The organism is Pseudomonas sp. (assembly GCF_051660785.1).
GTDB lineage: Bacteria > Pseudomonadota > Gammaproteobacteria > Pseudomonadales > Pseudomonadaceae > Aquipseudomonas.
Genome location: NZ_JBOFQE010000059.1, coordinates 87,328 through 112,867 on the forward strand (window position 1 = coordinate 87,328; position 25,540 = coordinate 112,867).

Consider the following 25,540-nt stretch of genomic DNA (forward strand, 5'->3'; position numbering starts at 1 on the left):
TCGATTCGAAACAACCACTGCCTGGAACTGAAGGAGAGCAAATGATGAGCGTAAAAGTGTTCGATACCCACGTGCGCACCAAAGATGGCCGCTACTTGCATTTCGATGTGTTGATCGACAGCAACGACCCTGACCTGGCGAAGTCCTACGCCCGCCGCTTCCTTGATGAACAGGGCGTTCAGGACGAAGATATTACCCAGAACGTTTGCCAATTCTGCCACGTCGAACCGACGAACCCGGTGGTCGCTGAGGCCATCAGCAAGCAAGGTCACTTCATCATCAAACTGCAAGGTTGCCAGGAGTAACGAGATGAACGCGTATCAGCCTTTGAACTGCGATCTGCACGATTATCTGGAGATCGCCTGCCTGCACGGTTATCGACTGGATATCGAGCTGAACGACGGCGCACGCCTGGTCGCCAAGGCGCTGACGACGCGAACTTCCAGCGACAAGGAAGAGTTTCTCTGCCTTGAAACGACTGACGGCCCGCGGGAAATCCGTCTGGATCAACTGCTGGCCGTCACGCCGCTGGACGTCGACGCACAATTTGGACGGGTGGAGTTTCAGGGCGCCGTTTGCAGTTTTTGAGCATCAGATGGGTGTTTCAATACAGCACGGCCCCCGCATCACGCATGAAAATTTCGATGGTCTTGGGCCCGACCCCTTCGAACGCCGCCAAGCGTTTTTCAAACGCCTGGCGGTTTTCACTGGCGCGTTGAATGTTGCCGATCTTCCCGGCGTATTCGTCGTGCAGTTTGGCGCTCAGCTTGAGCAATCGCCGGGCCGTGGTCTCGTCATACCGCACGTAACGGGCTTCGCCCAACATGCTCACCAGTTGCCGATGCGTACAGTGCCCAAGCTTGAGCGCGGAATCCCTCGCATGTTTTTCAACAATGACGCGGTACGCCTGTGCGGCGATTTCCGCCTGAATCCGCTTGCCCATCAGGAAGCTGGCGATGAACCATTTGAACAGGGCACTTTCGCCCTCGTGCTTGAAATCGATACCCAGATCGGCGGCGCTGATGGTTTTGTTCATGCTGTTGAACCCCGGCTCACTCAAACGGGATCACCGAAATCTTCCCGTTGCGTTCAATGATGGCAAATTTGATTTGATCGATACTGAGCACGCCCTGGCTCGAACGGGCCGCCTCCAGGATGTCCTCTTCCACCAGACGCGCATGGTGCATGCGTTTACGCAGCAGATGGCCGTTTTCAACGATCACCGTCGGACCGCCATCGACCAGCCGGGAAAACCAGCTGGAGCGCTGTTTGACTAACGAGAAACCGACGTCGATCGCGATCAGCGTGACAATCACCAACACGGCATTGGTCAGCGAAAAATCGTCACCCAGCAGCGCTTGTTGCGTCGCTTCGCCAATGACCATCAGCAGCACGAGATCGAAGGTGGTAAGCTCCGCCAGCGAACGTCGGCCGGCGATTTTGAAAAGCACCATCAAGACCAGATAAATCGCAACGGCCCGCAGAACTGAGTCCATGGCATCACCTAGGGATAGATGAACTGAGTCACCTTCAGCGCCTTGGCACCGGGGGTGACGACCTGGCTTTCGTACAGCCCCAAACCGTCACTGCGCACCGTCAGGTAGAGCGTGCTTTTGCCAGCGGCGTCGGCCTGCAACCACCATTTGATGCCTTGGTCTGCGGTACTGGAGCGCAACGGGTCGGGCTGCAGCGTGTCGATGCTGAACCCTTGTAGAAAATCGCCGGTAATCTGCAGTTCGACCGTTTGATGGGGGTTCGCCTGGACATGAATGACCATTGAACTGGTGGACCCGCTGCGATGAAACAGCTCATGTTCAATCATCAGCTTCTGGTCGGGAGAAACCAGGGCACGACTACTGAGTGGCCCCTTGGAAAACAAACCCGCCAAGGTCAGCAGAACAATCAGCACCAAGGCGTACCAGCCTACCCGTTCGAAGCGCCAGACTTTGCGCTGGAACGCCATGTCCTCGTTGACCGGGAAATTGCGCGAGCGGAAATCGTCCTCTTGCCGGTCATTCATCTCCTAGCCTCGCTCGCCGTTGAGCATGGCCTGATGAAGCGCCGGCAGTTCTTGCAAGGCATACAAGGACGCCTGCCGGAGTACGGAATCCCGACTGCCGGAAAATCGCTGCTTGCGGCTGAACACCGCCATTTGCTGTCCCGCCATAAAAGCCCAGGCGAAACAAACCGTGCCTGCCGGAATGCCATCGACATCCTCCGGCCCCAACAGACCCGTTGTGGAAACCGCTACGCTGGCGGGACTGTCGCGCAGCGCGCCGACGGCCATTTCCCGGGCTACTTCGCAGCTGGTGAGATTAAAGGTCTGGATGGTGTCTGCACTGACACCGAGCAAACGTTGCTTGGCTTCAGGTGAGTACACAACGTACCCGCTTTCAATCAGTTCACCGCTGCCGGGAATTTGCGCCAGCAGCGTGATGATGCTGCCCGCCGTACAGGATTCTGCGGTGGTCAGTCGCAAAGCGTGTTGACGCAGATAATCGACGACTGTTTCAACGATCGACATCGCAGTTAACCCGTTGGCCGCGTTTAACACCCCATCGAACTTCAGCCTGAACTGTGCGCCGGCGAAGCCCATCAACCGCTCTCCTTTTTCAGCGCCCGGTGATAATCCTCACCCGCGATGGCGCGCAGGTATGCCTGGTCCGCCTCAAGCCTGAGGTCGCGCCATTCCTCCCAACTCACTATTCCCAGGCGATCCATCTCGTCCGACTGACGAATCAGTTCCTCGTGCCAGGCGTCGGGACACTCCATGCGCAGCCTCAAGTCATCCAGCGCAAGATGCCAGGTATTGAGTGCACGCAGTTTTTGCTCTTGCGCCAGAGTCAGCAGATTGGCAAACGAATGCATGGCAGCGCTTCCCGAAAGTTCTTTCAGAATGGATCAACCCATTGTGAATCCGGTTCAGACACACCGACCAAAGGCAGGTTTTTCGTCACAGCGCCTACGACGTAACCGGGCATGGGCGCCATGGGATTCTAGATTCGGGGATTCGGGGATTCGGGGATTCGGGGATTCGGGGATTCGGGGATTCGGGGATTTTGTAGCAGCTGTCGAGCAGCGCGAGGCTGCGTCTACGGTTTTCCTGAAAAAATATGGTCGCAGGGTTTGCGACGGCTGCGCCGCCGAACGCTGCCTCGCGGTGCTCGACAGCTGCTACAGGGGGGGACGATTACAATCCCCGGGGCTTGTGGTGGCAAGACTGCGCCCCGAATGGTGAGGCGCAGCGATTGCTATGCCCTACTTCGCGTTAAGCAACTCAACCGTTTGCGCAGTGCTCCACAAGGCATTGGCGATGTAGCGATAGTTGATCAGCGCAGCAAGGTAGCCATCGCCTTCGGGGGTTGTCGGGCCGGCAGTGGCGTCTCGGACCACGGCCACTTCAAAGCCAAGCTCCAGCAGTTCACGCAGGTGCGACTCGACGCAGAGGTTCGCTGCCATGCCAGCCAGAATGATTTGCGACACACCGTGCTTGCGCAGCTGCAACGCCAGGTCGTTGGTTTCCGGGCCGTAAACCTTGTGCGGTGAAGCGATGATGGTTTTGCCGTCGAGGATGTAGGGCTTGTACTCGGGCATGAAGTCGGCGCCGGAGTTCTCGAAACCTTCGAGGGTCAGCGGCCCCTTGCGATCAAACATGCAGATGCTGTGCATGACCTTTTCGAGCGGTCCGCCGAAATGCCAGTCGTGGTCGCACGGATAGTAATAGTGCGGCGAAACGGCAACCGTGATGCCCGCGCCCTTGGCGGCAGCAAACAACTGGCCGATGTGCTTGACGGTATCGTGCTCGACGATGCTTTTGCCAAATACGCCCCAGCTCACGCCTTCAGGGCTGAGGAAGTCGATTTGCGGATCGATGACCACCAGCGCAGCCCGCGAGAGATCAAGCTTCATGCCGGGATCGGGCAGCGCAGGCTCTGCCGGGTCTGCATACTGGGGTGCGATGCGATTTGAATCGTGGCTCATGACAGTGGACTCCGGTCGGTAACAGGAAAATCGATCTGCGCCATGGCGCCCGGGTGGGGCGTTGTCTACCATCGGCGAGAACTTCATCCTATTGCCCTGCCTTGCGCCGCTTTTGCCAGGACGTGCAGAGTCTTTACCCGGTCGTCTCTATCATGGATATCCTGTCCGAATTCTTCGAACGCACCAACCTTCAGGGCAGGCTGTTCTTCTCTGGCCGGGTCGATGGCATGCTGGTCCTCGACAAGCCTCCCGGCATGGCGTTCATTCATGTCATCAGCCAGGGCGGTATCGACATGGTGCAACCCGGCCTGCCGAAGATTTCGATCACCGAGCCCAGCGTTTTGTTTTGTCCGAGCAGTTGCCGTTACCAATTGCGCTCAAGTACGGCACAGGGCGCTGAGCTGATTTGCGCCTCGTTCCAGTTAGGGCGCAACGCCCTGCAGCCCTTCCCGCTCGGCCTCAAGGAAACACTGGTTTTCACCTTCAGGGAACTGCAAAACCTCACCCCCGTGATCGGCTCATTGCTCGGCGAATTCCAGGATCAGGCTCCCGGCAGAATCAAGGCGCTCAACCTGCTGCTCGAATACATTTTCGTGGTGTTGGTGCGCCGCTCTGTCGTCGAGCAAAGGATTTCCAGCGGCCTGCTTTACGCCCTTCAGGACGGGCGCCTCGGGACGGTTTTCTCGCGCATCCATCAGGAACCCGAAGCGCTGTGGACTGTGGAGAAGCTGGCAAGCCTGGCGAACATGTCTCGCTCGAAATTCTCTGCGTATTTCACCCAGATCATGGAGACATCGCCGATGGGTTACGTGACGGCCTGGCGGATGAAGGTGGCCCAGGACCTGCTGCGCGACGGGGTTCAGATCAAAGTGATTGCCGCGTCGGTCGGGTACAGCTCGCAAGCTTCTTTCTCCAGAACGTTCCTCAACATGATCGGCTGCCCACCGGCTGAATGGCAGAAGCGCGATGCCGGTGGGGATGTTCCCGTGGTGACGGCACATGTGCAGCGAACCCGGGCGGATGATCCGGGGTTTGAATCGGCGTGATCTTGCCTTTTTTGCGTCGTCGATCTGCCTTGAGTTTATATTCCATCCCTGCTGCCGATAGACCGGGGTGCGGTCTCTACACCTCTCATGGAAGACGTCCGCTCACGACCAATCAATCGAATGGAATCCATCACAATGAGTTTCACCGCTATACGTAAAGTGTCCACTCAAGCCTGGTTGGCCCTGGCGGCGCTGGTTACCGTTCTAAGTGGCATGGCAACGATTTACGCGACTGTTCACGATGCCAATCCCAACAACCCGCGCTTCATCGGTCGCTGGGCGACTGATTACACCTATCCGTACACCAACGGCACGTTCAAATTCAAAGGGATGACCGAGTACTTCCGTAGCGGCCGGTACAACGTCAATGGCGTTGTCATTCTGAACGGGACCGTTGAATCCCAACCCTACCAGTTCGAGTACAGCGTCAACGGAGCTGGCAGTTGGACTGCCGACTCCAGCCTGCTTTCGTTTACGTTGGCGGATATGAAGTCGACTCCCAAGTCTTACGTCATCAACGGCACAACCATTCCACCCTCGCTGGTGGCCAAGTTCGCTGGGGCATCCATGCCAAGCTTCAGCGACGGCTTAGCGTCCGGCGCTTCCGACGAAGCCAAAATCCTGTTGATCAAGGACGATGAGATAACGCTGGAAAGCAAAGACCCGGCAGGAAAAGCCTTCACCATACAAACGTACCGACAGCCCTGAGCTTCAGCGGTAAACAGGGGACGAATCTACGGGTGTAAATAGATACGTCCCCTTTTCGCGTCGCGCTTTTGCGTCCCTTTTGCAGGGATCTGATCGGGAAGCTTTGGTGTTTGTGCCGGCCTTTGCGACCGACGGCGAAAAATCTCGGCAGCCCAGCAAAATCCCTCTAGCCCGGTCGTCTCAGCCACTCGGTTAACCTTGGCGTGTCGCCATCGCAGGAAGTTACAAATACTTGCTTACAATTTAGTCAATCATAAAACACGATCGTGTACTACGGAGTGTTACGTTGAGCGCCTTATCGGGCCATGAGATGCCAACAGTAGTCATGCGCATCAAACTTCCCACTATTCCTGCTCTCCTTGCCTACCTCGCACTGTCCTGCCTTTTTGCGACCGCGTGGGTCATCAATCCTGCCAACACACATTCTTCCTTTGCCCTGATCAGCCCGGTCATGGCGGTGGCTGACCAAGTGGCCAAGCCCATCTATACCAGCCGTTTCGCCTCCTCCGGGCTGGTGGATTTCGTGCATTCCTCGGCCGTCACCGCCATGCCCGACGGCAGCTTGATGACGGTCTGGTTCGCCGGCTCCCGCGAAGGCGCGGCCGATGTGCAGGTGCGCTCCGCCCGGTTCGACTCGAAAACCGGCGAATGGGGCGCCGAGCACGTTTTGGCGACCCGGGAATCGACGCAACAGGGCACTCGAAAATACATTCGCAAGCTGGGCAATCCCGTGGTGGCCCTCGCCCCGGATAATCGCGTGTGGTTGTTCTACGTGTCGGTGTCCATGGGTGGCTGGGCCGGCAGCGCGGTCAATGTGATGGTGTCAGACGACTTCGGTGAACATTGGTCCGCTCCGCGCCAGTTGATCACCTCACCTTTTCTGAACATCAGTACGCTGGTCCGGTCGGCCCCGGTGTTTCACGCCGACGGCTCCATCGGCCTGCCGGTCTATCACGAGTTTCTGGGCAAGTTTGCCGAATACCTCTACCTGAGTGCAGACGGCGAAGTGATCGACAAATTCCGCATCAGCCACGGCATGAATTCCTTGCAACCTACGGTGGTTCCGCTGGACGGACAGCGCGGCATCGCCTTGCTGCGTTATGCCGGCAACACCCACCACCGTGTACTGGCGACCCGCACCGAAGATGCCGGGCAAACCTGGAGCGAGCCCTACCCGCTCGATCCCTCGAACCCGAATTCCTCGCTGGCGGCCGTCGCGACACCCGAACACGGGTTGCTGGTGGCGCTCAACGACTTGCAGGAGGGGCGCTTCAAGCTGAGCCTGTATGGGACCGATGCCAAGATGGACGATTGGCGCTCGTTGCGGGATCTGGACAAATCGCCTGATCCACAAGGCGCTCCGTTTTCTCCCGAGGCCTACAAGGAGATCATCGGCAGAGAGTTTCGCGGATCCAGCGGCGCACTTCGCCAGCCACTGGAAGCGGAGTTTCTGGATAACCTCGACAACCGCGTCTGTAAAAACCAAGGGTGCGAATTCGAATACGAATACCCGTACTTCATCCGCAGCCCCGACGGCATGTATCACTTGGTTTATTCCTGGAACAATACCTTCATCAAGCACGTTACTTTTAACGATGCGTGGCTCAACGAGCGTCTCAAATGATCAGCCTGTGGCAAGCCCATGTCAGCTTCGCAATGATCCTCTTCCTGTTGCTGCCGTCGTTCGGCTTGTCCAGGACCTGGCGGATCGCGCTGCTGGCAGCGTTGCTGGCCGTCAGCTTCATATCGCTTGAAGGGTTGTCTCTGGCCGCGTATTTGCGCAGCTATATTGATGACCTTGCGATCACCACCCTGGTGTTCATGACGTGGGGCTGTTTGCGGCGCCTGGACATGCTGCCGCCGGCGCGGGGCAAGACCGGCGTGTTGATGCTCTTTGCCGCGATGGCCGTGGTGCTGTACCCGGCCACCCTGGGCATGAGCGATCTGGACCCCTATCGACTCGGCTACAGCCCGCGTCCCATGTTGATTTTCTTCGCAGTGCTGACATTGGGCCTGTTTTACCTGCGCAATGGCCTGGCCGTCTTGATGCTGGCGAGCGCGACGCTGGCGTTTATCGCCGGGATCAAACCTTCGCAAAACTATTGGGATTACCTGATCGATCCGTTGCTGGGTCTGTATTGCTGCGGCGCGCTGCTGATGCTTGCCGTACGCTGGACGTATCGTCGCTCAAGCAAGCGGCGTGGTGCGATGGGCGACGAATTCAAATCCGCTTGAGATACAACGACTTTTAAACAGGGGAACAGGGATGGGCTGGCTGCACTCGAGACGTTTACATTACTGGCTAGGCGCTACAGCGATTGCGTTTGTGCTGTTTGCACTGCTGAGGGTGGTGTTCTTCTTCGGTTTTTCCGGCTTCGAACCCAAGGCCCTGATCGAAACAAACGGCGTCTGGGAAACCCTGAACATCGGCTTTCGTTTCGATCTGCGCCTGGCCATCCTGACGATGTTGCCGCTGGCGTTGCTGGCCTGGATCCCACGCTGGAACCTGATCGGCAGCCGCCTGCTGCGCCGGATCGCACGCGTCTATCTGGTCTCCGTCCTGAGTGTAATGCTGCTGATCTACATCATCGACTTCGGTCATTACGCTTACCTGGGCGTGAGGATCAACGCCACCGTCCTGCGCTTCATCGAAGATGCGCAAATTTCCCGCGACATGGTCTGGCAGACTTACCCGGTGATCTGGATCTCGCTGGGTTGGCTGGCAACGGTCGCGTTCGTGACTCTGGCCCTGGTGCGTCTGGAGCGCGTCACGCTGGACCGCCCTCGCAAAGTCATTCACCCGCTCTCCGCGACGTGGGGTGGCGCGTTGATGGTCGTGGTGGTGCTGCTGGGCATTTTAGGTCGTGTCGAAAACATGAACCTTGAAAACCCCGTCCCGTTGCGCTGGAGCGATGCGTTCTTTTCGGGTAATAACCAGATGGCTGCGCTGGGCCTGAACCCGGTGCTGTTCCTCTACGACACGGTCAAGGTCGGCCAGTCGCGTTACGACGAAGCGCAAGTGCGTGAACATTACGCGGTCATGGCCAATTACCTGGGGGTTGAAAAACCCGATCCGCAGACCCTTGATTTTGTCCGGCACCAAGCGCCGCAACCCTACAAGATTCCGGGCTCGCGTCCGCCGAACGTGATGTTCATCATGCTCGAATCGCTGGGCACCAGTGCCGTGGGCGCCTACGGCAACCCGATCAATCCGACGCCCAATCTCGATCGCCTGGCCACGCAGAGCTGGTTCTTCGAGCACTTCTACGTGCCCGTGACAGGCACCGCGAAAACCGTCTGGGCCAGCATCAGCGGCGTGCCTGACGTCACGCGTCAGGAAACCGCGACGCGCAATCCGCTGATCACCAAGCAAAACACGCTGATCAACGCCTTCACCGGTTACGAGAAGATCTACACCATCGGCGGCAACTCCGGTTGGGCCAACATGAATGCCCTGATCCGGCAGAGCATCGACGGTGTGCGCTTGTTCGAAGAGCGGGACTGGAAATCGCCGGTGGTGGATGTCTGGGGCATTTCCGATCTGGACTTGTTCAAGGAAACCGACCGGATCCTGCAAGCACTTCCTCAGGACAAACCGTTCTTTGCCTATGTGCAGACGGCTGGCAATCACCGTCCGTTCACAATCCCCAAGAGCAATGACGGCTTCGAGGTCAAGCACCCTACCCTGGCCGAAGTGCAGGCCGCCGGGTCGCGCAGTGTCGAGCAGTACAACGCGGTGCGTTTGCTGGATTTCAACCTCGGACGCTTGGTGGAAATCGCCAAGGCCGGCGGCTGGTACGAAAACACCATTTTTGTGATGTTCGGTGACCACAACACCCGTATCGCGCAAATCCCGTTCCTGGCACCGGCCTATGAGCAACTGGGCCTGGAAAGCAACGCGGTGCCGATGATCATCCACGCGCCGGGCCTGATCGGGACGCGCAAGGTCAAGGAAGCGGTTGGCCTGGTGGACTTGCTGCCTACCGTGGCGGGGATGGCCGGCCTTGAGTTTCGCAACAGCGGCATGGGCCGTGATATTCAGCAGCCCGCCCCCGAGGGTGAACGCGTGGTGCCGCTGGTATTGCGCGAAGGTACGTTCCCGCTGATTGCCGGCGTTACGCAACACTACATGGTGCAAATGGAGCACGATGGCAGCTCGCCGACCCTCCACGACCTGGCCTCGATGACCCCACTGGACAACGTCGCCGAGAAAAACCCTGATGAGTTCAAGCGCCTGTCGGAGCTGACCCGCGCCATGCATGAAACCTCCAGGCTGATGCTGTACCAGAACGTGCAAAAGTAACCGTTCAGGCCTGCAAACCCGCGTCTATGCTTCAGATAGACGCGGGTCCTCCCCGCGACAGCCGTAAAAGACTCTGCCTATTACCCCGCAATACTCCACCTATTAGCTGACTTCCAAACTGGGGTCTAACCTTTATCCTGCGCTGGCGGAACAAGCTGGCCGGTTTAGTGCTGATAGGGAGACAGGAATGAGTCCGAAGCTTGACTAGGCCACCCGTGGGCCACCGCCGCTGTGCAGATTCCCGTGTGGTCCAGACAAGACAATCAGTTGATCCAACTGTTGGCCCTGCAGCCTATGTCATTGGTTTCGCTCGTTGCTATCTAACGCCCACCCCGGGCCGATAGCCGGATGAACACGACCAAAGGTAGCTCGCACATGGCAAATGAATCGAAATGCCCGTTCAATCACGCCGCAGGCGGTGGCACGACGAACCGCGATTGGTGGCCGAACCAACTGAATCTGAAGATCCTGCACCAGCACTCGTCCCTGTCAGACCCCACGGACGAGGGCTTCAACTACGCCGAAGAATTCAAGACCCTGGACTTTGAAGCGGTCAAGCGCGACCTGACGGCGCTGATGACCGATTCCCAGGACTGGTGGCCGGCGGACTTCGGTCACTATGGGCCGCTCTTCATTCGAATGGCCTGGCACGCCGCAGGCACGTACCGCACGGGCGACGGTCGTGGCGGCGCCGGTTCCGGTCAGCAGCGTTTTGCGCCGCTCAACAGCTGGCCGGATAACGTCAGCCTCGACAAGGCGCGCCGGCTGCTTTGGCCAATCAAGCAAAAATACGGTCGCAAAATTTCCTGGGCAGACCTGATCGTCCTCACCGGCAACGTCGCGCTGGAGTCCATGGGCTTCAAGACCTTTGGTTTTTCCGGCGGTCGTGCGGACGTCTGGGAACCGGATGAAGACGTGTATTGGGGTTCGGAAAACAAATGGCTGGGCGGTGACACCCGCTACGGCAAAGAAAACGAACCCATGCAAGAGCCCGGCGAAGGCCCTCTTGTTGCTGAACCGGGAGAAAACGAGGAGAGCCGCACCGAGCAGGGACGTAACCTGGAAAACCCGCTGGCCGCCGTGCAAATGGGCCTGATCTATGTGAACCCCGAAGGCCCTGAAGGCAACCCGGACCCCGTCGCTTCGGCCAAGGACATCCGCGAAACGTTCGGGCGCATGGCGATGAATGACGAAGAAACCGTGGCGCTGATCGCCGGCGGCCACGCCTTCGGCAAAACCCACGGTGCCGGACCTGCCGACAATGTCGGTGCCGAACCCGAAGCCGCCGGCCTCGAACAACAAGGCTTTGGCTGGAAGAACAGCTTCGGCACCGGCAAAGGCCCGGACACTATCACCAGCGGCCTGGAAGTGACCTGGACCACCACGCCCACCCGGTGGAGCAACAACTACCTGGAAAACCTGTTCGGCTTTGAGTGGGAACTGAGCAAAAGCCCCGCCGGCGCGAACCAGTGGGTTGCCAAAAACGGCGCGGGCGCCGGCACCATTCCAGATGCACACGACCCGTCGAAACGGCGCAATCCGACCATGCTGACCTCGGACCTGGCCCTGCGCTTCGACCCGATCTACGAACCGATCTCACGGCGCTTCCTGGAAAATCCGGATCAGTTGGCCGACGCGTTCGCCCGTGCCTGGTTCAAGCTGATCCACCGTGACATGGGCCCACTCTCCCGCTACCTCGGCCCGGAAATGCCACGTGAGGAATTACTGTGGCAAGACCCGATTCCAGAGGTCGACCATGCCCTGGTTAACGACAGTGATGTCGAATCGCTCAAGAGCAAAGTGCTTGCCTCCGGCCTGTCGGTCTCGCAACTGGTATCAACCGCTTGGGCAGCGGCTTCCACCTTCCGCGGCTCCGACAAACGAGGCGGCGCCAATGGCGGTCGCCTGCGTCTGGCGCCGCAGAAATTCTGGCAAGCCAACCAGCCTGAGCAACTGGCGAATGTGCTGGCGAAACTTGAGGGCATCCAGAGCGAGTTCAACAACAGCGGCAAGAAAATCTCGCTGGCAGACCTGATCGTACTGGCGGGTAACGCCGGTGTGGAACAAGCGGCGAAAAATGCCGGTCACAGCGTCTCGGTGCCTTTCACGCCGGGGCGGATGGACGCCTCGCAGGACCAGACGGATGTCGAGTCTTTCGGCTTCCTCGAACCCATCGCTGATGGCTTCCGTAACTACCTCAAGTCCCGCTACAGCGTGTCGGCCGAGCATCTGTTGATCGACAAAGCGCAACAACTGACGCTCACCGCGCCAGAAATGACCGCGCTCGTGGGCGGCCTGCGCGTGTTGAACACCAATGTCGGGCAATCAAAACACGGCGTGTTCACCCAGCAGCCAGAAGCATTGACCAATGACTTCTTCAAGAACCTGCTGGACATGGGCGTGGAATGGAAACCGACCTCGGAGGCTAACGAAGCGTTTGAAGGACGCGATCGCAAAACCGGCGAAGTGAAGTGGACCGGAACCCGTGTTGACCTGGTCTTTGGCTCTCATGCGCAGTTGCGGGCGCTGGCTGAGGTTTACGCGAGCAGTGACGCGAAGGAGAAATTTGTGAAGGACTTCGTGGCGGCGTGGACCAAGGTGATGAACCTGGACCGATTCGACGTGAAGGGAAGCAATCATTGAATCCATGAGGCTTGAATGGACTACCCCGACCCGGTGATACGGGTCGGGGGAATCCCTCGGAACTCACCTGCCTATATAGGCGGCTGAGTCTTCGCGGTCAGAATGCGCTTCCAGTATTTCGATAGCCTGCGCAGTAAAGCAGTAACTCTTGTCTGCCGCAAAAACAATGACACCCTCTTCACTAAGGCGCTTGAGCACTTCCCGCACGCTGATAAACGATAAATCGGCTGAGAAGGATTGCAGATAGGCGTGCACTCCGCGCACACCGATGGGCGTTCCTTCCCTCGCCGCGACCAGCAACGCGTCAATCACCTTCAAGCGGATAAGGCTGGTGCGCAATCCGTAATAGCGCAGCAACGCCCGGATATGCTCGTTGCAACTGCGTTCAAATTCGAATGCCCGGTGAGCAGGCGTCGATCGGAATTTCAGGGGTGCGTGGGTCGCCGATGCTGAGTGGTTTAACATTCGAATACTCCTTTTCAAAAACTTTCAGGCATCAAGAAATGCAGACGTGGTTATTCACCAAACGTTATCGCCGACGACCCGCTTGCATCAGAAATCGACCGTAGCCGACAGCTGCAGCGTCCGCGGATAACCCGGTGAGAACGCACCATACGAGGCGACGCCGGACCAGTACTCTCGATCGAAAACGTTCTGCACCGTCGCGCGGAACGTCGTCGGCCGGCCTTCGATCTTGGTCGTGTAGCGAGCGCCCGTATCGAAGCGCGTCCAGGCATCCAGCTCCTGAGTATTGGCCTGATTGACGTATTGGCTGCCGGTGTAGATCGCACCGCCAGTGAGCGTGAAGCCCTCCAGCCACGGCGTGTCCCATTCGGCCCAGAGGTTGGCTTGTACGTCGGGCACGCCCACCGGTTCGTTGCCCCGGTTAGCGGCTGTGGCGGAATCCGTCAGTTCGCCATCGAGGAAGGTCACGCCGCCCATCAACCGGGTGCCCGGCGCGACTTCGCCGAACATGCTCAGCTCGACGCCACGGTTGCGTTGCTCCGCCTGCACCGAGAACACGTTGCCTGCGCCGATTTCGCCACTGGGCTTTTCAATCTGGAACAACGCCAGGGTGGTCATGAACGTGCCATGTTCATATTTGACGCCGATTTCGTGCTGCTTCGATTCGTAGGGTGCGAACGTTTCGCCGGAGTTGGCCGCGGTGCCCGGTGCGATATCACCTTTACTCAAACCCTCGACATAATTGTAGTAGAGCGAAACGTCCTCCCAGGGTTTGACGACCACACCCACCAGCGGGGTCGTGGCGCTGTCGTCATATTTGGAGCTGACCGAACCTGTCGCGCTGTAGTTGCGCGACTCGATGTCCTGTTTGCGTACGCCCAAGGTCAACTGGATGCGGTCGTCGAGCACGGAGAGAGTGTCGGTCAACGCCACACCGGACAACTCCGACTCGGAAATGCGCAGCACCTTTGGCGCCCTGATAAATTGCTCGGGCACATCCACTGGGTGGTAGAGGTTCGAATTGATGGCCGTGCCGTTATTGATCCCCCGGGACAGTTCGTCCTGATACCGGGTCGCCATCAGCGTGGTCGTGTGGGTGACAGGCCCGGTGGCGAATACGCCGCGCATACCCACGTCGGCCGTCGAGCGATCGACGTTGAATTTGTAGTAACCGGGAATGTTGCTGGTATCGCCTGCGTCGTTGAGGATTCTCGGCACCTGGTCGGACTTGCGCTTGACGTCTGCCTTGCCGCCACCGACATGGGCGAAAACGGTGACCGCGCCAGTCAGGTCATATTCGCCGCCCAACAACGCCGATTGCTCCTTGGTGTCGGACCATCCCCAATCCTGCGTGTTGTTGGTACGACCGTTGGGTGCAGAAGGAACATCGATACCCGGCGCCACCGTGAAGGGCCGCGAAGGTGCCTCGAAGCTTTCTTTCTGGCTGATGAAGTCAAGGTTCAGGCGCAGGCGCTCTCCTTGGTAATCCAGCGCAATCGCACCGATATCGACCGATCGTTTCTGGTCGTCAATAGCGGTATCGCCACCCTGGAGGGTGCCGTTGAAGCGCACGCCGAACTGATTTTCATCGCCGAAGCGACGGCTGAGATCCAGATGGCCGCCTGCTTGCGAGTCCGACGCGTAGCTCGCGGTAAAGCGCGTCAGGTCTTCGGCCAGTGGCCGCTTGGGAACGATGTTGATCACGCCGCCGACACCGCTGTTCGGCGAGATCCCGTACATCAGGGCACCCGGCCCCTTGAGCACTTCGACGCGCTCGGCATAGTCGGTGAACACCCGGTAGTTGGGCGCCACGCCATACACGCCGTCGAAGGCCAGTTCGCCCAGGTTGCCTTCGCCAACCGGAAAGCCTCGGATGAAAAAGGAGTCGACGATGCCACCCGTCTGCCCCGTGGAGCGCACCGAAGGATCGCGCTCCAGCGCATCGGCGACGGTCACTGTCTGCAAGTCGGCCAGGGTCTTGGCGGTGTAGCTGGTCACGCTGAACGGTGTGTCCATCACATCCTTGTTGCCCATCATCCCCAGGCGAGCACCGCGAGCGACCTGGCCACCGGCAAGCACTTCCGGCAATGCGGTCGGACCACTGTAACTGGCGTTGATGTTGGTCGCGCCGATTGTCAGGCCATCGGCATTCGGGTTTGCCGAAGCGTCAGGCGTCTTGGCGACGTCAGCATCCTGTTGCTGTGGGGCGGCGGCCCAGGTGTTGGCGCTTCCTGCGACCAGGGCAAAACTCAGCATGGCGGTACGAATGGCCTGCGTTAACGCGCGCTCACCGCATGGTCGACTGGAAACGGGCATGACGTAAGGATCCTTTTTGGCGAGAGAAAATGGTAATCACTCCTATTGCCAGTCGACCTGCGAAAAAGTATCACCCTCTCTTCGAAAATTTTTGAGCCCCTCGGCCGTGAAGCCGAGGAGCCTGCCCGGTCAATCACGCGTACAGGCAGTCCAGTGGTATCGCGATCACCGGCAATGCCGGGTCGAACGCGTGTCGGGTGGTCTTGTACGGAAACAGCTCGCCGCGTGCGATCGTGGTGAAAATCCGTGCCACCTCGAACGTTTGGCCGGTCTGCCAATGCCGCACGCAGACTCGCGGGTCGGCGTAATCGAGCTGGATGCACGGGACCCTTTTCAATCCCAACTGCAACGCTGCGTTGAACCGGTGATTGCCGTCCATCACGATGCCTTTCGAGCGCTCGACGATGATCGGTTCCAGCCAGTGCCCGGCCCGGATGATGGCCTCGCGAAGCAACGCCACATTGGCTGGATCGACCTGCTCGGACTGCAACACCTCGCACAATGGCCGCAGCGCAATCTGATAACCGTGCCCCATGGTTTATCTCCTGTTCGACGGCGGTTCAGCAGGCATCTGCCTTGGCGGCCAACGCGTATCGGCTGGCCACGTCCAGCAGGCGTTGCGCATGTTCGATGAGAGGCAGATCGACCATTTCACCATCGACTTGCACCGCGTGACTGCCTCCGGACACGGCACTGAGCACCCGATCCGCCCAGGCCAGCTGCCGCGCATCGGGCAGGAAGGCACGCTGGACGGTGCTCAACTGCGCGGGATGGATGCACAGCTTGGCGCCAAACCCCAGGGACCGGGCGTAATGCGACTCCTGCGCAACCACGGTCATGTCACTGATCGCCGGTGTCACGCCATCGATGGGTGCCGGCAAATCGGCGGTCCGCGACGCCAGCACAATGCGGTTTCGCGCGAACAGAAACGCCTCGGGGATCTGGCTGCAATTGATGTCCAGGGAGAAATCCAGCGAGCCAAAGGCCAGGCGTGCCAGCCCGGGTATGGCAGCAATCGCCTCGACCTGTTGCAAGCCTTTGGCGGTCTCGATGATGGCGACGATCTTCAGTTCGCGATTCCATGCCAACAGCTGCTCGACGACCCGTGACAAGTCCTCGGGGCTTTGCGCCTTGGGCAGGAAAATGCCCGCGCAACGCTCGGGGTAACGCATGTCTTTGAGCCAGGTCAGGTCCTGGCGAAACAGCGAACTGCCGACGCTGTTCAGACGGATGTAACGCTGGCAGCGAACAGTCGGCGTGCTCTCTTGCCAAGCCCAGATAGCGGCTCGCGCGGCGGCTTTGCTGGCGGGATGAACGGCATCCTCGAGGTCCAGAATGATTGCGTCCGGTGCGGCATCGACCGCTTTGGAAAAACGCTCGGGACGATTGCCCGGAACGAACAGGTAGCTGATGGGGAGCGTCGCTTGGGTGCTGAGATGATCAGTGGTCATTGAATCTCTCCTTGGCATGCATCAGTCGTGGGTTTTCAAAAATTTTCGGGTCTGCGGCGCGTAGGATTTTCGGCCCCGGAATTGGCGAGTTGCATCAACCCTTAACGCCTTGTTCATCAAGGTATTAAGGTTTTTTTTATGCAGAAACGAGTGCTTGCAAGAGTGGGCAAATAAACGCTTCTGCACTCTCGTTGAACGAGTGTTAATTCAAAATATTTGAAAACCTTACTTGATAATGGTTCGCGTTAGCAATATGGTTCTCGCCGCCAAGAGAAACAATTCACGTATCAAAGCAAGCGTTCATGTTCACGGGAAATACAGCGAAGTGATGTCATTTGAATGTCAGCTGCTGGCACTTTACAGAGGGTTGGGCGATCAACTAATGGCCCCTCAATCTGTCCGTACAAACCTTATGGAATGGGGTTCTCATGCCATTGTTTTGTGAAGTATTTATTACGCTTATAACCCCTGATTCATCTTCAGGTTTTGTATGGCATCCGCCTCCAAAATCGGTAAGCGCTCGCCACTGACGAGCAGAAAGATCACATCTGTCGATAACGCTTAGTTATCGAAACAGGAATGGCGACGTTTTCGATGCCAGGGGTTACTTATGCCTATTACAATTGCACCGACATTGAACGAGCGGATAGAAGTTCATCAACCAGAACTGCTTAAACCGATGCTTGACCCTATTGTGGCTCGACTGATCGACCAGTATCCGCAAACACTCCTGGAACTCGTGTCTCAATACGGATCACCCTTGAATCTGGTATGGCCGCATGCCTTTGAACTCAACACTCGCGCCCTGCAGGCGGTGTTGAAACAGCACGATGTGCAACACGTTATTTTTTATGGCGCCAAAGCCAACAAGTCCCAATGCGTGCTGGGCGCGGCGTCAGATGCTGGCATCGGTGTCGACGTTTCAAGCATCCACGAGATGGACGCGGCGCTGCGATCCGGCACGCCAGCGGAACGATTGTGTGCGACGGGACCGGCCAAAACCACAGTGTTTCATCGGGCGTTGGTGCAGGCCGGCTCACTCATTTGTGTGGACTCGCTGGAAGAGTACGGTCACCTCAGAGCGCTGGTCGAATCCATGCCGGAGCCCGTGAAGGCCAGGGTTTTACTGCGTTACAGACCGCAGAGCAGCCCGACCAGTCGCTTCGGAATGGGTGCGAACGAGGTGCTTGAATGTCTGCAACAGCTCACGAAACAACGCGAGACTTTCCACTTTGAAGGTTTCCATTTTCATCTCGGCGGCTATGGATTCGAAAGTCGGGTACAGGCCTTTCGCGAGGTGAGCGGATTCGTCGAAGCGGCGCGGGAAATGGGTTTGAACCCAACCCTGATCGACATTGGCGGAGGCCTGCCAATGCGTTATGTCGAGCCACAGGCCTATGACAGTTTTTTGGAGAACGACAATAAGCCGAGCCATTATTACAACCATGTTGTTCCTGACTCGTTCTACCCGTATGGCAGTCGCCTGACGGCCTGCCAATGGCTGGCTTTATTTCTCGAAGCCGATCATTCACCAGGATTGTCCATTGCCGGTTACTTGAAAATTCAAAACATGACGCTGGCACTGGAACCCGGCCGAAGTCTGGTGGATCAGGCCGCTATATCAGTATTTCGTATTACACGGAACAAACAGCTGGCCGACAACAAAACCGTCATTTTTGTCGAAGGCAGTAGTTTCAGCGCCTGCGAAACCTGGTTCTCATCCGAATACCTCGTCGACCCGATACTGGTCAGCACCCGACAACTACCGCACCACCCGGTAAAGGCCTATATCGCCGGCCACAGTTGTCTGGATGACGATGTGATTACCCACCGCCTGATCAATTTCAGTACTTCACCGCAAGCGGGCGATTTATTGATTTACGTCAATACCGCCGGCTATCAGATGGACTTGCTGGAGAACGAGTTTCATCGCCATCCCCTGCCCCGGCGATTGATGGCGACTTGTTGTACGCAAGGTAACTACGCGTTTTCACCGGACTATTAGAGGGAATACTTCAAATGATATTGAATAAAGTCTCGGACCTTATTGGCAATACGCCGATGTTGGGTATTGATGTCCCCGATACAAACGCCAGACTGCTGCTCAAGATTGAAAAGAACAATCCCGGCGGCAGCATAAAAGACCGCATGGCACGCAACATGGTGTTGGCTGCGCTCAAGTCCGGACGACTGAAGCCTGGTGGCGTCGTCGTCGAATCGTCTTCCGGCAACACCGGCATCGGCCTGGCCATGGCGGCCGTCGAGTTCGGCCTGCATTTCATCGCCGTGGTCGATCACCACGCCGCTCAGGACAAGATCGCCGTGATGAAGGCATTGGGCGCTGAAGTCCGGTTTGTCGCCGGGACCTACCGCGAAGATGAAGTCGCGGTGGTCGAGCGCCAACGATTAGCGGCCGAACTCGCGTCGCAGATTCCGGGCGCGGTGTTCATGAACCAATCCGACAATGCCGCCAACGCCGGCGGGTACAGCGACTTCGTGCGCGAGACCATTGCCCAGGCCGAAGGTCGTGTAGGTGCCTACGTCGGTTGCGTCGGCACCGGTGGTTCGATGACCGGGATCGCTCGCGGGCTGAAACTGCACAACCCCGACACCGTCACTGTCGCGGTCGAACCGGCCGGTTCCATCGTCTTTGGCCATCCCGGCTATCCGTACTATCAATCTGGCACCGGCACCCCGGCCGGGGACACCGTGGGCTTGGTGCTCGACTACAGCTGCATCGACCTGGGCGTGCAAGTCACCGATTCCCAAGCCTTCGAAACGGCACGCTACATCGCTCGCAACCTGGCCTTGCTGGTCGGCGGATCCACCGGTGGCGCGATCTTCAAGGCACTGGAACTGATCCACAGAGGCGTGCTGACCGGCAACGTCGTGGTGCCGATTGCCGATGGCGGCGAAAAATACCTGCACACGGTATTCGACGATCAATGGCTGGAAGAGCGTGACCTGCTGGACCCGAATGTCGCGCCGCAGCTGGATATCTGGCTGGGCAAGACCCAATGGCTGGACTCGGTCTCTACACCTCTGCAACTGAGCGTCGCATGACGCGCCTCCCACACAGGAACGCCTCTCAATGAAACCGCTGAAAGTCGCCATCTGTGGCGGAGGCAGGACCGGTCACCTCAATGCCATCCTGTTCAAACAGCTGCCCAATGTTCAGGTCTCGATGCTCACCAGCAACCTGGAGATCGTCGACCAACACGCTCGCGATACGCCAATGCAGGCGTTGATGCCGGACGGCTCGACGCTGAGCGCCCGGCTGGATCGGGTGACCACGGACGCACGCGTCGCCGTCGAGGAGGCCGACATCGTCATCATCACCGTGCCGGCCCATGCCCGACCGCACACCCTGCAAGCCGTTGCTCCACATCTGAGTTCAAGCAAACCGGTGTACATCGGCGCGATTCCCGGCTTCTGCGGTTTCGACTGGCTGGCCGAAGCCACGCTGGCCGACCGGCCGAACCTGGTGATCTGGGGCATGAAAGATGTCCCGCACACGGCGTTCGATCTCAAGCCCGGGCTGTCGATCAAAATGGGCGGCGGCAAAAGCCAGCTGTATGTGGCGACCCACGCCCGCGAATCGCAAGCGTCCCGTCAGCACCTGCAAGCCATGCTCACCGTGCTCTACGGGCCCTGCGTGACGATGCTCGACAACTACCTCGAAATCACCCTCACCCCGGGCAACCCGATCATGCACAGCTCGGTGATTTACGGGCTGATCGGGCCCTACGGCCAATGGCATCGCAAGATCTTTCCCCAGCGCATGTGCTGGTGGACCGAATGCCCCGAACTGGGCGCCTATTTCCTCGAGCGCATGGATCAGGAAAGTCAGGAGCTGTGCGCCGTCATCAGCCAGCGAATGGGCGTCGACCTGTCGTCGGTCAAATCCCTGAAGCAGGAAATTGTCGAGGCCTACGGCGAACAGATTCGCGACCAGAGCAGCATGCTGTCGATCCTGCGCACCAATCAGGCCTACAACGACATCCTCGCGCCGATGGTGCCCGCCGATGACAACCGCGCCGGTTACGTGATCGAACGCGAGAGCCGCGCCTTCAACGAAGACGTCGCCTACGGCCTGGTGCTGCTGGTGGAAATGGCCAGGCGTTTCGAGCTGAAAATCCCCTACATCGAGGAAGTCCTGCACTGGAGCGTTTCCTACATGCAAGGCCTGCGCGACTCGGCGCTGGATTACTTCCCAAGCCATTGGCCGCGCACGGCATGAGTCGCGCCCTCGCCTCTTCATTTACTTCTCGACGAGCAGATAGCTGATATGGATGACCTCAAGACACTGATCGCCTACTCCCGCCAAAACGCCCTGCGACGGTTGATCCGTTGCTTGTTTGCCGAAAACATTCTGGACCGTTCGGCCCTGGTTTTTTCCGCCGAGGGGAATCAGGCCACCTACCCGCTGAAAAACGCCCGTGCCCACGTATTTTTCACTGATATCGCCATGGGGCCGGCTGACACGCTGGTCAACGATGGTGACGTGGTGCTGGTGACCGATGAAGGCGTACGCCAGCTGATTCACAGTCATCAGGACTTGCTGGATGTGCTGCGCGACAGCTTCGACTTCGAACCGACCGACGAAGGCATGGCCGGGCTCAAGTCGGACATGGAAAACAGCCTGCTGAACGATGCCCATGCGCGCCAGTATCGCCAGGAATGGAACGCGCGCCTGGCCGACGCCGCCAAAAGCCACGGCCTCGACAGCCTCACCGATTATCTTCGCCAACACGCCAGCACCAAGGACGCGGCTATCCTGCTGGACCAATGGGGTTCGCTGGAAGGCCACCCGTATTACCCGACGTGGAAATCCCGTCCGGGCCTGAGTGACGCCGAAGTCGAGCAACTGTCGCCGGAATTCAACGCCCAAGTGCCGCTTCGCATTGCAGCGTTGCGCGCCGACATGGCCAAAAGCGAAAGCATGCCGCACGTCACCAGCTACCACGCCTGGTTTGCCAGTAACTTCCCGGCGCAATGGGAGCAATGGAAAGCCTCGCTCAACGCCAAGGGTCTGAATGAAACCCAGTGGTTGCCACTGCCCATTCACGCCTGGCATTTGCAGGCCTACGTCCTCAAGACGTTTGCCGCGGAAATCGAAGAAGGCATCCTGATCACTGACGGTCCGGACATCCAGACCCTGCCGACCATGTCGTACCGCACGATGATGCCAGTGCTGGACGAATCAGCGCCGCTGATCAAGCTGCCGATCGCGTTGTGGATGACCAGCGAGCTGCGCAGCCTGCAAGCCAAGTCGATTCACATGGGGCCGCGCATCAGCACGGTGATCACGAAGATTCTCGCCGCCGAAAACGGCTTCGACCGGCAGCTGGAAATCTTCCCGGAAGAGATCGGCGTGCGTTACAAAAACGCGATCACCCAGGACGATGCGCCGGGGCGTCATCTGTCCGTGGTCTATCGCGCCAGTCAGCAGGCGTTTGAACGCAGCGACGATTGCCTGCCGATTACCGTGGCGTCATTGTTCACCCGCTTGCCCGGCAGCGGTCGTCCGCTGTTTACCGAGTTGATCGAGCGCGACGGCGTTCGGGCCAGCGCCGACACGGTCGAGCGCTGGTTCCGCCAATACGCCAGCGTGGTCACCCATCCGGTGGTAGCGATCTATCTGCTGTACGGCATCGGGCTCGAAGCGCATCAGCAAAACACCATGGTGCTGTTTTCCCCCGATGGCAAAGCACGTAGTCTGCTGATCCGCGATTTCGGCGATGGCAGGACCTATGCTCCATTGCTGGAGGAACGCGGCTATACCCTGCAACCGCATGTCCAGCCGGGCATCTTGCCGACGGTGTTCGTCGAGGATATCGAGCCGGTGCGCATGTTCGTGCTGGACGCGGCGTTCCTCACGCACCTTCACGAAATGGCCCTGTGGCTGACGAAGGAATACGCGTTGGACAACAATCGGATGTGGGAGGTCTTGCGTGAGGAAACCGAGAACGCCTTCGCAGCCGTGCGTGACCGGGTCTCGCCGGCGCTTTGGGAAGTCGAGCGCAAAGCGTTCGTTCAGGACCCATGGCCAACCCGCTCGTTGTTGCGAATGCACTTGATGCAGTACTCCAACTATCGTTTGCAGCACACGCTGACCAACCCGCTTGATGCCGTTTAACCACCGAGGCTGACTCATGTCCCATGCAGGTCCCATCCAGGGTTCGCGAGTAAGAATCCTGATTTACCTTCTGTTCGCGATCCAGCTCATCTCCATGGGCGCGATGGAAATGAGCGGGCCGTTCTGGCCCGTCCACCTGCGTGGGCTGACCGCTTCGGAATCGGTATTCAGCTTCGCCAGCATCGCCGTCTACGTCGGTCCGATGCTGGGCATTATTCTGACCAGCGCCTTCTGGGGCCGTATCGGCGACCGCTACGGCCACAAGCTGATGATGATCCGCGCCCTCGCCGGTTTGTCGTTGACCCAGCTGGGGCTGGCCCTGTTCAGCGACATCTGGGTGATCCTGGTCCTGCGCTTCCTGCAAGGTGCGTTTGCCGGGTATATCGCCCCGGCCCAGGCCTACGGCGTCAGCATCGAAGCACCTTCGCGACGGGCACGGTTGTTCGCGATCCTGCAGATATCGACCAACGTCGGTTCGTTGCTCGGTGCCGTCGTCGGTGGCTTGATCCTCGATTACGCGACCTTCTTCTGGATCAACATCATCGCCTCGGTCCTGTGCGCCATTTGCACCGTGGTGGCGGCCGTGACGTTGCCGGATGTTCCACCCGTAAAGAAAACGCCAGCCGTGGACACGGCGACGCCGGTCAGTCGTTCAGGCAGCGTCTGGCAAGGCACTCCGCTGTTGTCGCTGCTGGGCGTCATGGGCATTTTGCTGTTGGCGCGGATGCTGCCGCAAACCTCTTTCTCGCTGTATGTCAGCTCGGTGTTCGAGGTCAGCAACTCGGTGGTCGGCCTGTGCTACGGCTTGCTGGCGCTGGGTTTCATCCTCTCGGCCACGGCGTGGTCGCGCTACTTTGAGCACCGCACCCAACAGGAAACCCTGCACCGCATCACCTACATTGTCATCGGTTGCGTCGTCCTGACCGCCATCGCCGGTGTCACACGCAACCCCGCCGTGTTTGTGATTGCCTATTTCATATGGGGCGTTCTGCTGGGCGCCACCACCCCGGTGCTGATGGCGCTGATCTCGAAAACCGCCGACAGCTCACAACAGGGCTACGTGCTGGGGATTGCGCAAAGCACCACGCAATTTGCCTCGATTGCAGGCATTTCGGCCGGTGGTTTGCTCAGCCAGGTCTATGGTTTGCAGTACACCTACCTGTTCGTTTGCCTGGCCTACGTGGTTGCGCTGATCCCCATCGTTGCCCTGCGCTACTGGCCGGTGGTCATGCAGCCGAGCCAGGCGCCGCCCGGCGACTGATCAAGGAGTCTGCTTTTGAACATTGAACAACTGCGCGCCGACACGCCCGGTGTCGAGCAGCTGATTCACTTCAACAACGCCGGTGCGTCTCTGATGCCTGACCCGGTGATCGACGTCGTGACGCGCCACCTGCAACTTGAAGCGCGTCTCGGTGGTTATGAGGCAGCCGGCCTGCGTGCGCCTGAACTGGACAATGTCTACGGCGCCATCGGCCGTCTGATCAATGCCGATCCGGACGAAATCGCCGTCATCGAAAACGCCACCCGCGCCTGGGACATGGCCTTTTATTCATTGCCGCTGCGACCCGGTGATGTAGTGCTGACCTCCACCACCGAATACGCCGGCAACTTCATTCCCTATCTGCAACTGAAACAGCAGCGTGACATTGAGATCCGGATCATCCCCAACGATGAACAGGGCCAGGTTTCGCTTCCCGCCTTGCAGGACATGCTGGGCGATGATCGCGTGGCGTTGGTGTCGTTGCCGGTGATCGCGACCAACGGCGGACCGGTGCAGCCCATCGAGCAGATTGGTGCGCTGGCCCGGGACGCGGGCGTGCTGTTTTTGCTTGATGCCTGCCAGGGCGTCGGGCAAATGCCGATTGATGTGCGCAAGATCGGCTGTCACCTCCTCGCAGCAACCAGCCGCAAATACCTTCGAGGTCCCAGGGGCATGGGGTTTCTGTATGTTGAAAAGTCGCTGTGCCAAAACCTCGAGCCGGCGTTTCTCGACCTGCATGCCGCATCGTTGCTGACGCCCGATACGTTCAAGATTCGGGACGATGCACGACGCTTCGAAAACTGGGAGTGCAACGTGGCCGCGAAACTGGGCCTGGGTGCAGCGGTTGAATACGCACTGGCGCAAGGCATCGAGCCGATGTGGCAGCGCATTCAGCAACTGGCCCGCCACTTGCGTCAGAGACTGGCCGAGGTGCCTGGCGTCACAGTCCGAGACAGGGGCGCCCTCACGTCCGGCATCGTGACGTTCACGCGCCAGGGAAGCAGCGCCGCAGACGTACAGCAATGGTTGGCGGGACAAGGCAAACGGATCAACGTCAGCACCTCGACCTTCCGTTCAACGCTGCTCGACATGCAGCAACGGGGCTTGCAGGAAGTCAGCCGTGCCTCGGTCCACGCTTACAACACAGAAGCCGAAATCGACACCCTGATTGAAGCGCTGATGCACATGCCGCGAATCTGAAAACGGGATGCAGAATCACCCTTGCGC

The 25,540-nt window shown here is 58.8% G+C and carries 24 protein-coding genes; 14 read left to right on the plus strand and 10 right to left on the minus strand.

The window, feature by feature from the left end; all coding sequences use genetic code 11:
• Positions 1-44 precede the first annotated feature (44 nt).
• Together ACRC4F_RS16060 and ACRC4F_RS16065 are read left to right on the plus strand one after the other, a co-directional pair.
• A complete protein-coding gene (locus tag ACRC4F_RS16060; protein ID WP_438660403.1) occupies positions 45-305 on the plus strand; it encodes a DUF2024 family protein in 261 nt (86 codons plus the stop codon).
• Positions 306-309: 4 nt separating this feature from the next.
• Positions 310-588, plus strand: a complete 279-nt coding sequence (locus ACRC4F_RS16065) for a Rho-binding antiterminator (RefSeq protein WP_438660221.1) — start codon at positions 310-312, stop codon at positions 586-588.
• Between the two features lie 16 nt (positions 589-604).
• On the opposite strand, the gene ACRC4F_RS16070 is transcribed toward ACRC4F_RS16065, so the two are convergent.
• The 6 genes from ACRC4F_RS16070 to ACRC4F_RS16095 form a co-directional block, all read right to left on the minus strand.
• Positions 605-1,036, minus strand: coding sequence for a DNA methylase (locus tag ACRC4F_RS16070; RefSeq protein WP_438660222.1), 432 nt, complete (start codon positions 1,034-1,036; stop codon positions 605-607).
• Between the two features lie 16 nt (positions 1,037-1,052).
• A complete protein-coding gene (locus ACRC4F_RS16075) occupies positions 1,053-1,496 on the minus strand; it encodes a DUF421 domain-containing protein (RefSeq protein ID WP_438660223.1) in 444 nt (147 codons plus the stop codon).
• An 8-nt stretch (positions 1,497-1,504) separates the two neighbouring features.
• The gene (locus ACRC4F_RS16080; RefSeq protein WP_438660224.1) at positions 1,505-2,020 is read right to left on the minus strand and encodes a hypothetical protein; all 516 of its coding nucleotides are present in this window, start codon (positions 2,018-2,020) and stop codon (positions 1,505-1,507) included.
• Between the two features lie 3 nt (positions 2,021-2,023).
• Positions 2,024-2,524, minus strand: coding sequence for a CinA family protein (locus tag ACRC4F_RS16085; RefSeq protein ID WP_438660404.1), 501 nt, complete (start codon positions 2,522-2,524; stop codon positions 2,024-2,026).
• Positions 2,525-2,595: 71 nt separating this feature from the next.
• Entirely contained in the window at positions 2,596-2,868 is a 273-nt protein-coding gene (locus tag ACRC4F_RS16090) for a hypothetical protein (RefSeq protein ID WP_438660225.1), read from the minus strand.
• Between the two features lie 390 nt (positions 2,869-3,258).
• Positions 3,259-3,981 carry a cysteine hydrolase family protein gene (locus tag ACRC4F_RS16095; protein ID WP_438660226.1) on the minus strand — a complete coding sequence of 241 codons (723 nt, stop codon included), beginning with the start codon at positions 3,979-3,981 and terminating at the stop codon, positions 3,259-3,261.
• A gap of 152 nt (positions 3,982-4,133) precedes the next feature.
• Between ACRC4F_RS16095 and ACRC4F_RS16100 the strand changes: the two genes are divergently transcribed.
• The 6 genes from ACRC4F_RS16100 to katG all read left to right on the plus strand — a co-directional run bounded on the left by ACRC4F_RS16100 (position 4,134) and on the right by katG (position 12,681).
• Entirely contained in the window at positions 4,134-5,027 is an 894-nt protein-coding gene (locus ACRC4F_RS16100) for an AraC family transcriptional regulator (protein WP_438660227.1), read from the plus strand.
• Positions 5,028-5,162: 135 nt separating this feature from the next.
• A complete protein-coding gene (locus ACRC4F_RS16105; RefSeq protein ID WP_438660228.1) occupies positions 5,163-5,735 on the plus strand; it encodes a hypothetical protein in 573 nt (190 codons plus the stop codon).
• Between the two features lie 325 nt (positions 5,736-6,060).
• Positions 6,061-7,359 (plus strand): sialidase family protein, encoded by a 1,299-nt coding sequence (locus tag ACRC4F_RS16110; protein WP_438660229.1) that lies wholly within the window; start codon positions 6,061-6,063, stop codon positions 7,357-7,359.
• A complete protein-coding gene (locus tag ACRC4F_RS16115) occupies positions 7,356-7,970 on the plus strand; it encodes a hypothetical protein (protein ID WP_438660230.1) in 615 nt (204 codons plus the stop codon). Before ACRC4F_RS16110 ends, ACRC4F_RS16115 begins: the two co-directional genes overlap by 4 nt.
• Positions 7,971-8,001: 31 nt before the next feature.
• On the plus strand, positions 8,002-10,038 hold the full coding sequence (locus ACRC4F_RS16120) for an LTA synthase family protein (protein ID WP_438660231.1): 2,037 nt from the start codon (positions 8,002-8,004) through the stop codon (positions 10,036-10,038).
• Positions 10,039-10,413: 375 nt separating this feature from the next.
• Positions 10,414-12,681, plus strand: coding sequence for a catalase/peroxidase HPI (gene katG / locus ACRC4F_RS16125; RefSeq protein WP_438660232.1), 2,268 nt, complete (start codon positions 10,414-10,416; stop codon positions 12,679-12,681).
• 63 nt (positions 12,682-12,744) lie between these two features.
• On the opposite strand, the gene ACRC4F_RS16130 is transcribed toward katG, so the two are convergent.
• The 4 genes from ACRC4F_RS16130 to ACRC4F_RS16145 form a co-directional block, all read right to left on the minus strand.
• Entirely contained in the window at positions 12,745-13,146 is a 402-nt protein-coding gene (locus tag ACRC4F_RS16130; RefSeq protein ID WP_438660233.1) for a fe2+ zn2+ uptake regulation protein, read from the minus strand.
• An 87-nt stretch (positions 13,147-13,233) separates the two neighbouring features.
• Positions 13,234-15,462 (minus strand): TonB-dependent receptor, encoded by a 2,229-nt coding sequence (locus tag ACRC4F_RS16135; RefSeq protein ID WP_438660234.1) that lies wholly within the window; start codon positions 15,460-15,462, stop codon positions 13,234-13,236.
• A 133-nt stretch (positions 15,463-15,595) separates the two neighbouring features.
• Positions 15,596-15,997 carry a ParB N-terminal domain-containing protein gene (locus tag ACRC4F_RS16140; RefSeq protein WP_438660235.1) on the minus strand — a complete coding sequence of 134 codons (402 nt, stop codon included), beginning with the start codon at positions 15,995-15,997 and terminating at the stop codon, positions 15,596-15,598.
• Between the two features lie 25 nt (positions 15,998-16,022).
• Positions 16,023-16,913, minus strand: coding sequence for an HpcH/HpaI aldolase/citrate lyase family protein (locus tag ACRC4F_RS16145; protein WP_438660236.1), 891 nt, complete (start codon positions 16,911-16,913; stop codon positions 16,023-16,025).
• Positions 16,914-17,523: 610 nt separating this feature from the next.
• Between ACRC4F_RS16145 and ACRC4F_RS16150 the strand changes: the two genes are divergently transcribed.
• From ACRC4F_RS16150 to ACRC4F_RS16175, 6 genes are read left to right on the plus strand one after another with little or no spacing between them, the layout of a single operon-like run.
• Positions 17,524-18,918, plus strand: a complete 1,395-nt coding sequence (locus tag ACRC4F_RS16150) for a Y4yA family PLP-dependent enzyme (RefSeq protein WP_438660237.1) — start codon at positions 17,524-17,526, stop codon at positions 18,916-18,918.
• A 14-nt stretch (positions 18,919-18,932) separates the two neighbouring features.
• Positions 18,933-19,976, plus strand: coding sequence for a PLP-dependent cysteine synthase family protein (locus ACRC4F_RS16155; RefSeq protein WP_438660238.1), 1,044 nt, complete (start codon positions 18,933-18,935; stop codon positions 19,974-19,976).
• A 28-nt stretch (positions 19,977-20,004) separates the two neighbouring features.
• On the plus strand, positions 20,005-21,153 hold the full coding sequence (locus ACRC4F_RS16160) for an NAD/NADP octopine/nopaline dehydrogenase family protein (protein ID WP_438660239.1): 1,149 nt from the start codon (positions 20,005-20,007) through the stop codon (positions 21,151-21,153).
• Between the two features lie 48 nt (positions 21,154-21,201).
• On the plus strand, positions 21,202-23,052 hold the full coding sequence (locus ACRC4F_RS16165; protein ID WP_438660240.1) for an IucA/IucC family protein: 1,851 nt from the start codon (positions 21,202-21,204) through the stop codon (positions 23,050-23,052).
• 16 nt (positions 23,053-23,068) lie between these two features.
• A complete protein-coding gene (locus tag ACRC4F_RS16170) occupies positions 23,069-24,313 on the plus strand; it encodes an MFS transporter (protein WP_438660241.1) in 1,245 nt (414 codons plus the stop codon).
• Between the two features lie 15 nt (positions 24,314-24,328).
• Positions 24,329-25,513 (plus strand): aminotransferase class V-fold PLP-dependent enzyme, encoded by a 1,185-nt coding sequence (locus tag ACRC4F_RS16175; protein WP_438660242.1) that lies wholly within the window; start codon positions 24,329-24,331, stop codon positions 25,511-25,513.
• Positions 25,514-25,540 lie beyond the last annotated feature (27 nt).